The sequence below is a fragment of the Bradyrhizobium sp. Ken51 genome, assembly GCF_055807435.1.
In genome coordinates, this window is record NZ_JBVVPB010000017.1 from 129,270 (window position 1) to 145,260 (window position 15,991).

Here is a 15,991-nt window from a genome sequence, read left to right on the forward strand (position 1 = left end):
TCAGCCGCGCGGGGGCTGCGTGAGCGAAGCCGCTGGGGCCAAGGCGGCCCCTCCAAACACGGCTGTCTTGCCAAACAAGGCCGCCTCTCCGAAGGAGACGAGCCGCTGCCGCTCCTCGTCCCACAAGGTCAGCCGCACGGTCCGCAAACTCTGGAGCAGCGTAATCCGCCCGACACCAGCGAACTGCGGATGGTCGCGCAACACGTCGTGCAAGCGATAGGAGGGAATTCGACTGGACAAATGATGGATGTGGTGGACGCCGATATTTGCCGTGAACCATCGCAAGACACCCGGCAATTGGTAGTGAGAGCTGCCGTGCAGCGCGGCGTCGTGAAAATTCCAGGTTTCGTCGTGGGCCCAGTGCGTGTGCTCGAACTGGTGCTGGACGTAGAACAGCCAGACACCGATCGATGCCGCCAGAACAACGATCGGCAGATGCACGAGCAGGAACGGCCCATAGCCGACCAGCTGGATCATCGTTACGACGAGAACCGCGAGGGCGATGTTCGTGCCCATCGTGCTCAGCCAGGGTTTCCAGCCGCGACGCATCATCCCCACCGGCAATCGGTGCTTCAAGATGAACAAATACGAGGGACCGACGCCAAACATCACCAGGGGATGTCGATACAAGCGATACAGCGTCCGACGCCATCGCGACCGCCCGAGAAATTCACGCGTGGTCAGCGTATCGATGTCGCCCAACCCTCTTTGATCGAGATTGCCGGAGTTCGCATGGTGGCCCGCATGGTTACGCCGCCAGTAGCCGTATGGCGTCAGTGTCATCACGCCGATGGCACGGCCGACCCAATCGTTGGCAACGCGGCCGCGGAAGAACGAGCCGTGTCCGCAATCGTGTTGGATCATGAAGAGGCGGACCAGCAAACCCGCCGCGGGCACCTCCAGCAGGAGGGCAAACCAATAGCCCTGGTCAAGAGCGGCCCAGATCAGAGCCCAGATGACGACGAACGGTATCGCCGTAATCGCCAGTTCGAGGACACCCCGCGCATTGTCGGGCTCGCGATAGGGGGCAAGCAACTGCGCCGATGCGCGGATTTCCGGCGTTTCTTGGGTCATACCTGCTCTGCTCCCGACATGGCGCCCAAGAAGCACGGTTATGGCCATCGACGCAACAGAATCGCCCTGCCCTGGAGCCGGCGGCTGTACGCTTCCGGTCGGAACAGGGCCCTTGCCAAGCCAGGCGGCGCTTTCAGAGCTTCAGACAGCGAGGCCGAGTCTCGTCAGAGACCGCGGCTAAACGCCCAGCGCCTTGCGGTTGAAGGTTCGCAGGAAACGCAGCGACAGTGTCCGGACATTGGCGACGTTCAGCAACCACGCGGCGGCGGCATAAGCGAGCCCGCCGGCAAGGCTCACGACAATGAGCGGGACGAGGCCGGAGCCATTGACCTGAGATCGTGCCACGAGAATCGCAGCCGCCATCGCCGCGGCGGACACGGCAACGCCGGCGAGGCGGTGGATGTCGAACGGGACCGGGTAGGCGCGATGCATCAGGACGACGGCAACGAGGAAGCCGATTGCTTCGGTCGCAAGCGTCGCCAGCGCCGCGCCGTAGAGGCCATGGCCGGCCACCAGCACGAACATCAACGCCACGCTGACGACCAGCGTCAGGAACGACTGCGCCGCCAGCATGAACGGCCGCTCGGCAAGCTGGAAGCTGATCTGCACGTAGAATTGATTGGCGATGCCGAACAAGCGGGCGAGCACCAGGGTCGGCAGCAGCGCCGATACGCCGGCGCGGAAGTCGACGCCGACGAGCGTGCCGGCGACCTGGTCGGCTGCGAGCGCGAGCCAGACGGCGACGGGCGCGACCACGACGAGGAGAAGTTCGAGGCTCTCGGTCAGCCGCTCCCGCGTCGTCTCGGTATTTTTGTCCGACAATGACCGGAATACCAGCGGGACTGTCGCCGCAGCAACGCTGGAGGCGATCATGACCATGAACTGTCGCGGCAGATCGGCGGCGACGCCAAAGATGCCCGCGGCGTCCTTGCCGAGCAAATAAGCCACGATGAGGCGGTCGCAGGCCGAGTAGACCGCAACGGACAATCCGGCCAGCGTCAGCGGCAGGCCGTAGCGCGCCAGCTGCACGAACTGGCTGCGCTGAAAGCGCGCGATCCTGGTGCGGTCCCCGACGAGGTTCAGGATGATCCCGGCGAGCGAACCCAGGCCGAATGCGGCGAGCAGTCCCAATCCACCCCAGCCGAGCCAGATGCCGAGCAGGCCGAAACCGACGCTCGACACACTGCGCACGATCGAGATCGCCGCGAACCTGTAAGGGCGCAGTTTTGCGCGCTCGAACTCCTGCCCGACATCGACGGCATTCGCCATGATTGCGACGAACATGCTGGCAAGCAGCAGCCCAACGCTGAGATCACTGCGGAACAGGAAGACCAGCGGCGTGGTGGCGCAGAGGACGGCAACGGTGAGCGCGAAGGCGACCATTGCAGTGCCGCGAAAATCCACCTCGGCCGACATCGCCTGATAGCGCGACACAGACAGCTTGATCCAGGCGAAGAAGATCGCGCCCAGGATGCCGGCGAGGCTGATGCCGACGACATAGACGCCGTACTCCGCCGGCGTCAGCAGCCGCGTGTAGGCCGTGACGGCGAAGAAGCCCACAGCCGCGGGCAGGATGTAGGCGACGAGATAAATCGAGAAATGGCGGTTCAGCATGCGAGCACGGGACCGGCAACATTGTTGCGAGTGTGACGGCCGTTCATCAATTGGACCATGGCGGGGCGAACGAATTGCGCCGCAGCATCCTTCAACAGTGTCACATAAGTCTGGAGATCGGGCGGCGAATGCGGCTTTGAGGCCGCTTTCGCGGGTTAGCGTTAAATTTGCCCTTCCCTGACGGGGGCGTGGCTACCGAAAGGAACCGTGTTTTGGAAATGGCAAAGTTAACCCAACGAGGGGAAACCCCGGCGTTGCAAGGCGTCGCTTGGTACGATGGCGCGTTGGCTCGATAAGGAATGCCGTGACCAGGCTCGACAGACGCGAATTTCTTGTCGGCAGCGCCGCCGCACTCGCGGCGGGCGCATCGGCGTCCGCAGCGCCGATGTCGAAACTCGCCCAGCGCCATCAGGGATTTGGTGCCGCGGCCACGCTCTGGGATCTGCAAGCCGATCCCAGGCTCGGCGGAGCCATCAGCACCTATTGCACGCAGGTGGTTCCGGTGCTCGAGCTGAAATGGCCGATGCTGCGTCCCGACGCGCACACCTTTGCCTTCGAACGTGCCGACGCGATCCTGGATTTCGCGCGGCAGAACGACCTGACGATGCGCGGCCACGCGCTCGCCTGGTATCACGACATTCCGGACTGGACCAAGCAGATCAAGGATAGCAAGGGCGTCGAGCGCGCCTATGTCGACCACATCGGCACCGTCGTCTCCTATTACAAGGACAAGCTGACGTCGTGGGACGTCGTCAACGAGCCGATCCCGGACAATCCGCGCAGTCCAAAAGACCGGCGCGACTCGTTCTGGACGCAGCACCTCGGCAATCGCTGGATTCCGCTGGCGTTCCGTACGGCGGCCGCGGCCGACCCCTTCGTCAAGCTCGCGATCAACGAATACGACATCGAGTCGGCAAAGGACACGTTCATTGCGAAGCGCGCGGCCTACCGCAATCTCATCATGGACCTGCTCGACCAGGGCGTGCCGTTGCACGCCGTGGGACTGCAGTCGCATCTGCATGCCGAACTCGAGATCGACACCCATGGGCTCGCGGAATTCGTGACCGAGCTGCGCGCCTGGGGCCTCGAGGTGCTCGTCACCGAGCTCGACGTCGACGACCAGAAGCTGACGGGGACGCCGGCGGAGCGCGATGCCATCGTTGCCAAGCGCGTTAATGACCTCCTGACCGCGATCTCGACCAGCGGACCGGTGCGCTCGATCCTGACCTGGGGCCTGTCGGACCGCTACAGCTGGATCAACGGCACCTTTGCCCGCGCCGACAAGCAGCCGAACCGTCCTTTGCCGCTAGACGGCGAGTTCAAGCCGAAGCCGTTCATGAACGTGATCAGCAAGTTCACGAGGGACGTGTAAGGTCTAGCGAGCTTTCGGCACTTCGAACTGAGCCTCCTCGCCCATGTGTTCGGGCGACAGGCTCGGAGCGCGACGGTCGCGCGAACTGAGGCGGAACACGTCGCGGATATCGTCGATCGAGGTCGACGAATAGGACTGGATGCACAGCGCCACCTGGTCGGGCGAAGCGGCGCGCATCATCGTTTCGATGGCCGGGCGGTCGAGGCGCGTGTCGTCCCAATGCGAGACCGCGATGCTGTCTTCCGTGATCCGATGGGTGGCCAGATGCGCGGGCGAGTTCGCGACGAAATGGCCGTACATGAGATATTCCGAGAACTTCTTCTTCCGGCACAGTGCCAGAACCCAGTTCAATCCCGTCGCCGACTTGATCCCGTCGGTCATCGCGCGCGCGGTGTCCTTGTCCCAGACCAGTGCGTTGCCGACATAGTCGTCCGCGGGGAAGGACCGGTTCTTGATACCAAGGAGTTGATCGACGGTGCGGAGCCACAGGACATGCAAGGGGTGGGCGGCGTCGATCCCGTTGCGCGTGACGAACAGCGGCGTCTTCTCGGCGCCGGCGTATTGGCTGACGTCGAATTCGCGGAAGAACAGATTGTCCGAATCCAGGATGCAGACGCGCTGCTCGGGCGCGTTGAGGACGCCGGCGATCTTGAGGATCTGCTGGATGTGCCAGCCATGGACGGGTGACGACAGCAACGACAGCCAGACGCGCCGTTTGCTGATGAACTGAAGAGCCGGCGGCAGCGCCCACAGCCATTTCGGCAAATAGAGCGAGGCCGGAACGATGACACGCTTGTCGGAAGCGAACCGCGCGAACAGCGGCAGATCCTCATCGTTAACGAGAACATAATGCCGCGTGTAGCCCGTCAACCAGGTGTCGATGCTCTCGCTGAGCAGCGAAAAGCGTTCGATATCCTTGGCGTAGCTGGCGGTCAGCAGGGCAACGGAATGCATGGCACGCGCTCGTATGGCGATCAGGCCGCAGTCATAGCGGCGTCGAGACGCGTTGGATACTTACATTCGCAATCAAGGTAAAATGAAACGAAGCATTAGCCATCCGATGGCAGCCCCTGCTCGATGCCGCGAAAACGCAGCGGGGCCAGCGCGGAGGCGCGCTGCCACCAGTCGGCGACGCGGTCGTCGAGTGCGGTCACACCTCGGCCCTGGCCGGGGAAGATCCGGACCTGCTGCACCGCCTCGGCTTCGAACCCCTTGCCCTTGCGGGTGATCTTGAGGGCGGCGCCTTCGCGGTCCCGCTGGGTCAGCGGCACCAGAAGCCGGCCGCGCGGACGAAGCGAACGAAGCCAGAGCGGATGCGGCTGCGAGAAGCCGGCATGAACGATGATCACGTCGGCGGGTTCGCCGATGTCCTCGCATCCATCGCCATGGACGACCGCGACGTTGCGATAGGCGCTGAGATAATTCGCGGCGCGCGACGCAAGCCGTTCGTCGCATTCGATTGCCCGCACCCTGCCCTTCGGGCCCACGATCTTCGACAGCACGGCCGAGAAATAACCGAGCCCGCAGCCGATCTGGACGACACGGTCTTTTTCCCCGACGTCGAGCAAATCGATGAAGTGCGCCCACAGGCTCGGCAGTCCGGTGTCGAGCTTGCGGCGCGCATCGATCGCGACCAGCACATTGTCCTGGAGATGAACGGGATCGGCATCCGGCGTCAGCCGATAGTTGCGGGCCGCCTCGCTCTTGATGCGCCACGGCCCCTTCGCCAGAAAGTTTTCACGCGGAACAATGGCGAGGGCTTCGAGCAGGCGCGTCGAGGAGATGCGCTCGCGCCTTGCGATCAGCTCCACGTAACGCGCACGCGCGGCGGCAAGGTCGCTCATCTCACGGGATGGCCTGTTCGCGAACAGGCGCGTCCGCTCCGAGCTCGCTGATCAGTTGCATCGCCTGTTTCAGGTCCGGCGTGGAAAAGCCCTCGCTGAACCTGCCGACGATCGGTACGAGCAGGAGACTAGCGTGCTCGCGCTTGCCGGCCTCGTGCGACAGGCGCGCGAGGCTGACGGCGGTGCGAAGCTCCCACGACAGTGCGCCCTGCTTGCGCGCGATCTCCAGCGACAGGTTGAACAGGTCCTCGGCCTCCTGCACCGAGGCTGGATTCCCGTCCGACAGAGTGATCTCGCCTTGCAGGCGGTAGACTTCGGCGAGGTAGGAGTGGTCGCCGGTCCGTCTTGCGGTCGCGAGCGCACCGTCCAGCGCGCGCAGGGCGGCGTCGCGCATCCCCACCTTGGCGTAGGCCTCCGCGAGCAGGCAGCGGAACCAGCAGCCGGCGAGCCAGGAATCCATCGCTTCGTATTCGTCGAGGCCGAACCGCATCTGGCTGAGGCCTTCGTCGGCCTCGCCGAGCTGCGCCAGCGCCCAGCCGCGCAGGATCGCCGCCTGCTGCTTCCAGTGCAGGAAATTGTGCTCGGTGGCGATGATCATGGCGCGGTTGGCGTGGTCGCGCGTGCCCTCGACATCGCGTAAATGCTGGCAGAGATAGGCGCCGAACACGAGCGCGAAGGCGAGCGTGAAGGGGTGGCGGATCTTCTCGGCGTTCGCGATCGCCTGCTCGCTGTGCTGGCGCGCCGCGTCGGGCCGGCCGAGGAACCACAGCAGGTAGCCGAGATAGGACAGCGAGACGACGCCGGGATCGGTGCCGTGCCGCTCCATCAGATCGGAGTGCAGGTCGGGGCTGTAGAGGTTGATGCAGCGGTGCAGGTGGTGCTGGGACGCGGCAAAGCGCCCGCGATAGAGCATGGTCATCGCGATCGAGCGATGCGCCTCGATCAGATAGCCGGTCTGCTGCGCCGGTTGCGTCCCTTCGTTCAGCCGCTCGCGCTTGGCGAACTTCAACAGCTCGACGCTGAGATCGTGCGCGCGGGTCAGATCGGCGCGGATGAAATGACAGACCCAGAGCCCGCGCGTGGCGGCGAAGGCCTTTTCGTCGTCGTCGAGCTGCTGGCCGAGTTCGAGGGCGCGAACGTAGTTCTCCTCGACCTCCTGCACGGCATAGCCCTTGGCGGCGATCAGTGCGTTGCCGAGCGCGATGCGCAGCTCGAGCTCCATCTCGTCGGCGCCCTGCATGCGCGCATTGGCCTGCACGACGCCGAGGCCGCGGCCCAGATGCCCGATCGCCTCCAGATTGGCGCCACTCTTGGCCGCCTGCTTGCCGGCCTTGAGCCAGAAGCTGGCGGCGCTCTCGCTCTGGCCGGATTCAGTCATATGATGGGCGAGCAGTTCCGGTTCGCGCTCGGTCTTCTCGGGATACATCTCGGCGAGCACCTGCGCGATCCGGGAATGCAGCTTGCGCCGCTCGCTGTGCAGCAAGCTCGCATGCGCGGCGTTCTGAATCATCACGTGCTTGAAGGAGTAGAGCGCGTCGGGCGGATGGCCGCGGCGCATGATCAGCCCGGCCTCCTCCAAATGATTGAGCGCGGCCTCGATCTGTTCGGCGGGCGTGTTGGCGACCGCGTGCAGCGTCTCGTAGGAGAATTCGCGGCCGATAGTGGCGCCGATCTGCGCGATCCGCTTGAACGGCCCCATCCGGTCCAGCCGCGCCATCAGCGAGTCCGTCAGCGTCGCCGGGATCGCGAGCTGCCGCCACGGGCCCGACAGCACGTAGCGCCCGTGCCGTTCGGTCAGGAGGTTGGATTCGAGAACCGTCTTGGTCAGCTCCTCCAGGAACAGCGGCACGCCGTCGGTCTTGACGATGATCTCCTCGATGACCTCCTTGGGAAGTTCGCGTCCCGCCACGCGCTCGACCAGCGTCGCGCGCAACAGCCGGCTCAATCGGCTCAGCACCAGGGTCGTGATATGCGAATGGGCGTTCCAGCTCGGCTGGAATTCGGTGCGCGCGGTGATGATGACCAGGATTGGCCGGTTCTGTGCCCGGTCGACCAGGAGATCGATCACCTCACGGGACGTCGGGTCGATCCAGTGCAGATCCTCGAATGCGATCACCAGCGGCTGCTCGCGCGCAAGGCCGAGGAAATGATTGACCAGCGCCGCGACGGTTGCATCCTTTTGCTGCTGCGGCGACAGCTCCAGCGGCGGATAGCGGTCGCCGGTCGGAATGGACAACAGCGCGGCAAGCAGCGGCGCAACCTGCTCGATGTCGCCATGAGCGGCGGCGATCGCGGTCTCCAGGCTCGCCAGCGACTGCACGGACGCATCCTCGCGATCGAGACCGAGAGAGAATTTGAGCTGCTCGGCGAACGGATAGAACGCCGTGGAGGTGTAATAGGGCGAGCACTGGAACGAGACCTGTCCATGGCGGTCGCCCGCGATCCGCTCGAAGATTTCCTGGATGATGCGCGACTTGCCGATGCCGGGCTCGCCGAACTTGACCACGACCTGGCCCTCGCCCTCCTTGGCCTGCTGCCAGCGCCCCATCAGCAGCGCAATCTCCTCCTCGCGGTTGACGAGCGGGGTCAGCCGCGTGCCCATCGCGGCGGCGAAGCGGGTCTCCACCCGCGAGGCGCGCATCACGTGCCAGGCCTGGGCTTTCTCCGAGATGCCCTTGAGCGCGTGGACGCCGAGATCGCGGTAGTCGAACTTCCCCTTCAGCAGCGACTGGGTCGACGTGGAAATCACCACACCGTTGGGCGGCGCCAGACCTTGCAGGCGCGCGGCGAGATTGACGGTTTCTCCGACCGCGGAGTCGCGCTCTTCCGTGCCCTGTCCGACGAGGTCGCCAACCACGACGATACCGGTCGCGATGCCGATGCGGACGGCGGGTGAGTGGCTGAGCGCGCCACGTGGCTCGATCGCGCGGGCGGTGGACAGCACCCGGACGATTTCCAGCCCCGCACGCACGGCGCGCTCGGCGTCGTCCTCATGTGCGGTCGGATAGCCGAAATAGACCAAAATACCGTCCCCGACGAAACGGGCGGCAAAACCTTCGTAATGCTTCACCACGCGGACACAGGTTTCGCGGAAGCTCGCGATCATGTCGCGCACGTCTTCCGGATCGAACTGCACCGAGAGCGAGGTGGAATCCACCATGTCGCAGAACATGGTGGTGAGCTGACGTCGCTCGGCGCCGACCTCCGTCCGGACTTGCGGGCGCACCGTCGCGTCGGCCTTCTCCGCGGTTTCGGCCCGGAACAGCGCGGTCATGGCCCGCTGGAGCCGCTTCCGATCGCCGAGCGGCAAGCCGAGCTCGACCAGATCGGATTCGGTCAGGTCCCCCATGACGTCGAGATCGAGACGGTGTTGCGCGAAGAGATCGGTATAGTGGCTAAGACCGATGCCCTCGAGCCAGCGCTTCAGCCCGCCTTCCGCTCCCGTGCCCGGCTCATTCTCCAGCATGGCGATTCTGCCCGACCCAATCACTCCGTCGAAGGGCTCAGGGCCCCGCAACCACAGATTTTGGGGCCAAAACTTCACCTCAGACTGGACGCGTTCCTTAACTTCTTGGAAGAATAGCCCAATCGGATCAAAAGGGAACGGAATTGTCGGACGCCACACGCCCAGCGCCGCAGGAATCAGCCGGCACGACGGCCGAAACGAAGATATTCGCGCATATCGGCGGCCTTCTCGATTTCCATGCCCGCAAGACGCCGGCGGCCCCCGCCCTCCTCGCCCCCGGCCGGCCGGTCCTCAACTACGGCGAGATTGCCGAGCGAACGCATGAGCTCGTCAGCACGCTGCGCGGGTTTGGCATTGCACCTGCCGACCGCATTGCGGTTGCGCTGCCGCGCGGTGCCGACAGCGCACTGGCTCTGATTACGGTCGCCTCGAGCTGCGCTTGCGTCCCCGTCAATCCCGATCTGACGGCGGACGAGCTGCAACGCTATTTCAGCGAATTGAAGCTGACGGCGCTCGTCACCAGGGCCGACACGAACTCGGCCGCCCGCGATGTCGCCAAGGCGCTCGATATTGCCGTGATCGATTTCATGCCGGGGCCGCAAGATGATCTCGGCGGCTGCGCGTTCGTCGGGCCTGCGGTTGGACCGGCGAGCAGCATCGGCGCCTCGCGCGGCGACGATGACGCGTTCATCCTGCTGACATCGGGCACGGCGGCGCGGCCGAAGATGGTGCCGCTGACGCATCGCAATGTGTGTCTCTCCGCCTACAACGCCGGCCGCGTGCTGTCGCTCGCGTCCCACGATCGTCTGCTCAACGTCCTGCCGCTGTTTCACGCCCATGGTTTGATCTCCGGCCTGCTGACGGCGCTGGCCGCGGGCTCCAGCGTGATCTGTACCGACGGTTTCGACGCATCCTCCTTCTTCGGCTGGATGCGGCAGCTGCAACCGACCTGGTACACGGCAGTGCCGACCATCCATCGCGCGCTGCTGACGGCGGCGGAGGCGAACCCGGATCTTGCCCGATCGTCGTCGCTGCGCGTGATCCGCTCCGCCTCGGCATCGCTTGCGCCTGCGATCCTCGACGGGCTGGAGGCGACGTTCGGCGTTCCCGTGCTCGAAACCTACGGCATGACGGAGGCGGCCTCACAGATCGCGGCCAACCCGTTCGAGCTGCGCAAGATTGGATCGGTCGGCCGTGCCGCGGGCCCCGAGATCGCAATCATGGACGAGACGGGCCGCGCGCTCGCCAGCGGCGAGCATGGCGAGATCACGCTGCGCGGACCCAATATGAGCCGCGGCTACTATAATGACGAGGCGGCGACACAGGCTGCCTTTCGCAACGGCTGGTTCCGGACCGGCGATCTCGGTTATCTCGACTCCGACGGCTATCTCTTCATCGTCGGCCGCATCAAGGACGTCATCAACCGCGGCGGGCAGAAGATCTCGCCCCTCGAGGTGGAAGAGGTTCTGCTCAGCCATCCGGGGGTGCTGGAGGCCGGCGTGTTTGCCGTCCCGCACCAGAAGCTCGGCGAGAACGTCGCCGCAATCGTGGTGCTGCGGCCTAATTCCGAGGCGACCTCGGACCAGTTGCGTCAGTTCGCCCGGAAGCGGCTCGCGGCCTACAAGGTGCCGAGCCTGATCCGCAGCGTGGCGACGCTGCCGAAAGGCGCCAGCGGCAAGGTTAAGCGCAATGCGCTGGCCGAGCTGATCGCAACAGGGGGCGGCGGCGAGGACGAGGCTCGTCTGCCGCGCAATGCGCTGGAGACGGAGCTCGCCGGGGTCTGGGCCAATTTGCTGGAGCTGCCGCAGGTCGGGGGCGATCAGGACGTCTTCGCGCTCGGCGCGGACTCGCTCGCGGTGACGCAGATGCGCTCGCGCCTGCGCGAACGCTTCAATGTCGACTTCTCGTTCGAGGACGTTTTTGATTGCGCCACGGCCGCCGCGCTTGCGGCCCGGATCGAGACCGCTGCAACCCATCGCGAAACGCTGCTGCCGGCTTGGCGCCAGGCCACGGAAGCAGACGCGCCGCTCTCGTTCCAGCAGCAGCGGATGTACGTGCTCTCGCGGCTCGACCCCACGCGCTACAATTATAACGTCGTCGAAGTCGCGCTCCTCAAGGGTGGGCTCGGCGTCTCCGCACTTTCTACTGGCCTCGCCGCGATCTCGGCGCGCCATGAGGCGTTGCGATCGATCATCGTTGAACGCGAGGGCGAGCCGGTGCAGCTTGTGCTGCAATCGCCGCCGCAGTTCGAGCGGATCAAGCTCAAGCCCTGCCCTGCGGACAAGCGGGCCGCTGTCGTCAGGCGCGAAGCGCTCCGGCTCGCGCAACATCCGTTCGACCTTGCGCATGAGGCGCCGCTGAAGGTCACGCTGCTCTCGTTCGACAAGAGCAGCCACGCGCTGGTGGTCAACGTCCACCACCTCGTCACCGACGGCTGGTCGCAGCGGCTGTTCTGGGAAGAACTCGCCGCCCATTATTCGGCAGCGCGCAAGAAGGACGCGGCGGCACTGCCTTCGCCCGCCTTCCAGTACCGCGACTTTGCGCTCTGGCAGCAAAGCTGGGCCAAGACGCCGGCGGCAAAGGAGCAGCTCGATTACTGGCGGACGCATCTCGACGGCGTCACCACGCTGCCGCTGTGGACCGACCGGCCAAGGCCGGAGGTCTGGAGCGGTCACGGTGCCCGTCACTATCTGGAATTCTCCAAAATTCTGTCGGCCGACCTGCGTGCGCTGAGCCAGAACCAGGGCGTCACGCCCTTCATGACCCTGCTCGCGGCGTTCCAGTGCCTGCTGTTCCGCCACACCGGACACGAGGATGTCGCGACGGGATCGCTGATCGCCAACCGTAACCAGATCGAGAGCGAGCGTCTGATCGGACTGTTCGCCAACACCCTGATCCTGCGCAATGATTTTGGCAGCGATCCGAGCTTCGGCGACATGTTGCGCCGGGTACGGCAGGTCACGCTCGATGCCTATCGCAATCAGGACCTCCCGATCGAAGAGGTCCTTCGCGCGCTTCAGATCGCGCGAAGGAGCGATGGCAATCCGCTGTTCCGGATCATGTTCATCCTCCAGAACGCCTCGATCGAGGCGGCATCTTTCTCCGGTCTGTCGACGCGGCGGCTCGAGATCGATCCAAAGGTGGCGCGATTCGACATCACCCTCGAACTGGTCGAGGCCGACGGCCGTTTCACCGGCTTCTTCGAATACGCCACCGATCTGTTCGACGCGGCGACGATCGAGGGCATGGCCGCTCAGTTCAAAACCCTGCTCAAATCCGTCATCGCCGATCCCGAGCAGCGCATCTCGCACCTGCCACTCCTGACCGAGGCCGAACGCCGGCAGCTGCTGGCGCAGGGCCGGGGCGTGCGGGCCAATTTCGCCACGCGCAGCAATCCGAGCGAACGTTTCGACCGCCAGGTCAAGAAGACGCCGAACGCGATCGCCGTGTCGGACGGCCGCACATCCGTGAGCTATCGCGAGTTGGCGCGCCGCAGCCAGGCGGCCGCGCGCTGGCTGGCCCTCGAAGGCATCGGCGCCGAGGTCGTGGTCGCCCTGCTTGCAGATCGCGGGCCCGACCTGCTTGCCGCGATGATCGCGGTGCAACGCGTGGGCGCTGCCTTCCTCAATCTCGATCCCGACCAGCCGCCGGCACGGCTCGCAACCATCCTCGGATCGAGCGGCGCCCGCGTGTTGCTGACCGGACGGGCGCAGTCGTCCATGGCGGAGGCGCTGCTCGAACCGCTGGTCGAGCGCATCCGAATGGCCGAGCTCGAGGACGCCATTGCGCCAGCGTCGACCAAGCCGGCCCGCGCGGCCCGGCGCGCGGCTTCGAGCCTTGCGTACCTCATCTACACCTCCGGCTCCTCCGGCGCGCCGAAGGGCGTCATGATCGAGCAGCGCGGGCTTTCGAACCATCTGGCCTCGCTCATCTCCGAGCTGAACCTCTCGTCCCGGGACGTGATCGCGCAGACCGCGCCCCAGAGTTTTGTCATCTCGGTGTGGCAGTTCCTCGCGGGGCCCATGGTCGGCGCGCGCGTCCATGTCTGCAGTACCGCGATCGTGCAGGACCCGATTTTGATTGCGCAGGAAATCGAGCGCGAGGGCATCACGGTGCTCGAGATCGTCCCGTCGCTGCTGCGCGTCATCCTCGATCGCATGGACGAGGCACAGGTCCGACGCGCCTTTGCGAGGCTGCGGCTTCTGATCTCGACGGGCGAGCCGCTGCCCATCGATCTCTGCAAGGCCTGGTTCGCCCGCTGTCCGAAAGTGCCGCTGATCAATGCCTATGGTGCGTCGGAATGTTCCGACGACGTCTCGCTGCATCGCCTGACCAGGGCGCCGGCGACCGACACGAGCCATGTCCCGGTCGGCGCGCCGCTTCCGAACATGCAGCTCTACGTGCTCGACGCAAGCCTGCAGCCGCAGCCGGTCGGCGTGACCGGCGAGCTCTGCATCGGCGGCGCCGGTGTCGGCCGCGGCTATGTCAACCATCCCGCGCAGAACCGGCAGCGCTTCCTGCCCGATCCGTTCTCGCGCAAAGCAAGCAGCCGGCTGTACCGGACCGGCGACCTCGCCCGCCGCCGCGCCGACGGCACGATCGAATGCCTCGGTCGCGCCGACCATCAGGTCAAGGTCCGCGGCTACCGTATCGAGCTCAAGGAGATCGAGAACGCGCTTGCCGACCATCCGGGTGTGCGCGCTGGCATCGTCGAGCCGCGTCGCGAAGCGAGCGGCGATGCCAGGCTGATTGCCCATATCGTCGCAAGATCCGGCAGCCGGAGCAGCGCCAGCGAGCTGCGCGACTTCCTGAAGAGCCGGCTGCCGGGACACGCCATCCCGTCCGCGTTCCTGTTCCTGGATCAGGTGCCGCTCAATGCCCATGGCAAAATCGACCGGAGCGCGCTGCTGGCGCCGGCGCAGCAGGAAACGTTCGGACCGGATACGACCGTGCCGGCGCGGCGCTTCACCGAAAAGGTACTGTCCGACATCTGGATCGACCTGCTGACGGTCGAGAGCCTCGGCGTGACCGACAATTTCTTCGACCTCGGTGGCCATTCGCTGCTGGCGGGCCAAGTCATGGCGCGCGTCGCTCGGGCGCTCGGCGTGTCGCTGCCGATCAAGACCATCTTCGAGGCACCGACGATCGACGAGCTTGCCCGGCGGGTCGACGAGGCCGTGGCGGCAAAGCCGCGCAAGCCGGCCGCAAGTTTCGCAAGGCTGGCTACAGCGAGCCTGGCCGAAGGCAGCCCTCCCACGCTCTCGATCGCGCAGGACCAGATGCTGCGGATCGAGCAGAATCTTCAGGGACTGCCGCTGTTCAACCTGCCTTTCGCCTTCCGTCTCCAGGGGCCGCTCATTCTGGCTGCTCTGGCGCAGGCGATCGACGACATCGTGCGCCGGCACGAATCGCTGCGGACCCATTTCGGCTGGAACGGCGGGGAGCCCGTCAGCCGCATCGCCGCGCCCGGCGCCCTCGGCCGTGTTCTGGCCGTCGAGACGATCGGCGACGGTCAGCCCCACAACAACAAGCGGCGCAAGGCGCTGGAGCTCCGCAAGATCGATCTCCTGATCGAACAGGAGACCTATACCCCGATCGACACCACGCGCGCGCCGCTGCTGCGCGCCCGGCTGCTGCGACTTCACGACGGCGATCACGTGTTGCTGCTGACACTGCACCACGCCGTCGTCGATGGCTGGTCGATCGGCGTGCTGTTCGAGGAAATATCCAACCGTTATGCGGCGCTGGCCGGCTATCGGTCGGTGCCGCTGCCGAAACCGCCGCCGGCTTTTTCGGACGTGGCGCGCTGGCAACGCTGGTGGTGCGGCACCGATGCCGCCCGCCGTCAGGCGGCCGACTGGACCGAGAATTTGCGCGGGGCGCCTCCCCTCTTCGAGGGCGAATCAAGCCCGGGCCCGTCCAGGGGGCACCATCCGGTCAGTCTCGAGCGTGAGCTGATCAGCCGGCTCGCGGCTTTCGCCGGCCAGCACAATTGCACGCTGTTCATGTGCCTGCTGACCGGTTTGAAAGCCCTGCTGCTGGCGCGGACCGGCCGCAACGACATCTCGATCGCCACCGCCATGGCCAATCGCGCCCAGCCGGACACCGACCGGATCGTCGGTCCGTTCGAGAACACGGTGATGGTTCGCACCAAAATCACGCCGGAGCTGTCGTTCGCGCAGGCAATGGCCCGGGTCCGCGAGAGCGTGCTCGACGCGCATGCGCGCCAGGAGCTGCCGTTCAACATCCTGGCCGACCATCTGGAGCAGGAGGGCGTCAATCCAGCCTCGCTGCTCCAGGTCTATTTCACCCTGCAAAATCCGCTGCGCCAGCCGCTCGATTTGCCTGATCTCGCGACAGCATCGATCGGCAACATCGCCCGCGAAGGCCAGCCGGTGCTGCCGATCGACCAGACATGGCTGTCGCTGATGCTCAAGGAGCGGTCGACGGGTATCACCGGTTCATGCAATTACAAGAGCGAGCTGCTCGACGGCGCTACGGTCGGCCAGTGGATGGAGGATCTCGTCGCGCTGCTCGGGGCTGCTCTCGTCCAACCCAATGCGCCACTCGGCCGATTGCTCAATCGCAGGGCGGCATGACCGGCCGCAAAGCACGGACGAA

The 15,991-nt window shown here is 65.4% G+C and carries 7 protein-coding genes; 2 read left to right on the forward strand and 5 right to left on the reverse strand.

Features of this window, described 5'->3' with window-relative positions; all coding sequences use genetic code 11:
- Together AC0L27_RS26520 and AC0L27_RS26525 are read right to left on the reverse strand one after the other, a co-directional pair.
- Entirely contained in the window at nucleotides 1-1,074 is a 1,074-nt protein-coding gene (locus AC0L27_RS26520; protein ID WP_354210437.1) for a fatty acid desaturase, read from the reverse strand.
- 177 nt (nucleotides 1,075-1,251) lie between these two features.
- Nucleotides 1,252-2,688, reverse strand: coding sequence for a lipopolysaccharide biosynthesis protein (locus tag AC0L27_RS26525; RefSeq protein ID WP_354210438.1), 1,437 nt, complete (start codon nucleotides 2,686-2,688; stop codon nucleotides 1,252-1,254).
- A 304-nt stretch (nucleotides 2,689-2,992) separates the two neighbouring features.
- Here AC0L27_RS26525 and AC0L27_RS26530 point away from each other — a divergent pair, with 304 nt between their 5' ends.
- On the forward strand, nucleotides 2,993-4,060 hold the full coding sequence (locus AC0L27_RS26530) for an endo-1,4-beta-xylanase (protein ID WP_473320797.1): 1,068 nt from the start codon (nucleotides 2,993-2,995) through the stop codon (nucleotides 4,058-4,060).
- 3 nt (nucleotides 4,061-4,063) lie between these two features.
- On the opposite strand, the gene AC0L27_RS26535 is transcribed toward AC0L27_RS26530, so the two are convergent.
- The 3 genes from AC0L27_RS26535 to AC0L27_RS26545 all read right to left on the reverse strand — a co-directional run bounded on the left by AC0L27_RS26535 (nucleotide 4,064) and on the right by AC0L27_RS26545 (nucleotide 9,370).
- Complete coding sequence (locus AC0L27_RS26535) at nucleotides 4,064-5,014, reverse strand: DUF6492 family protein (protein WP_354065281.1); 951 nt, start codon at nucleotides 5,012-5,014, stop codon at nucleotides 4,064-4,066.
- 95 nt (nucleotides 5,015-5,109) lie between these two features.
- The gene (locus AC0L27_RS26540) at nucleotides 5,110-5,904 is read right to left on the reverse strand and encodes a protein-L-isoaspartate O-methyltransferase family protein (RefSeq protein ID WP_354065284.1); all 795 of its coding nucleotides are present in this window, start codon (nucleotides 5,902-5,904) and stop codon (nucleotides 5,110-5,112) included.
- A gap of 1 nt (nucleotide 5,905) precedes the next feature.
- The gene (locus tag AC0L27_RS26545; RefSeq protein ID WP_354210440.1) at nucleotides 5,906-9,370 is read right to left on the reverse strand and encodes an ATP-binding protein; all 3,465 of its coding nucleotides are present in this window, start codon (nucleotides 9,368-9,370) and stop codon (nucleotides 5,906-5,908) included.
- Between the two features lie 143 nt (nucleotides 9,371-9,513).
- On the opposite strand from AC0L27_RS26545, the gene AC0L27_RS26550 reads away from it, so the two are divergent.
- The gene (locus tag AC0L27_RS26550) at nucleotides 9,514-15,969 is read left to right on the forward strand and encodes an amino acid adenylation domain-containing protein (RefSeq protein ID WP_354210441.1); all 6,456 of its coding nucleotides are present in this window, start codon (nucleotides 9,514-9,516) and stop codon (nucleotides 15,967-15,969) included.
- The last annotated feature ends 22 nt before the right edge of the window (nucleotides 15,970-15,991 follow it).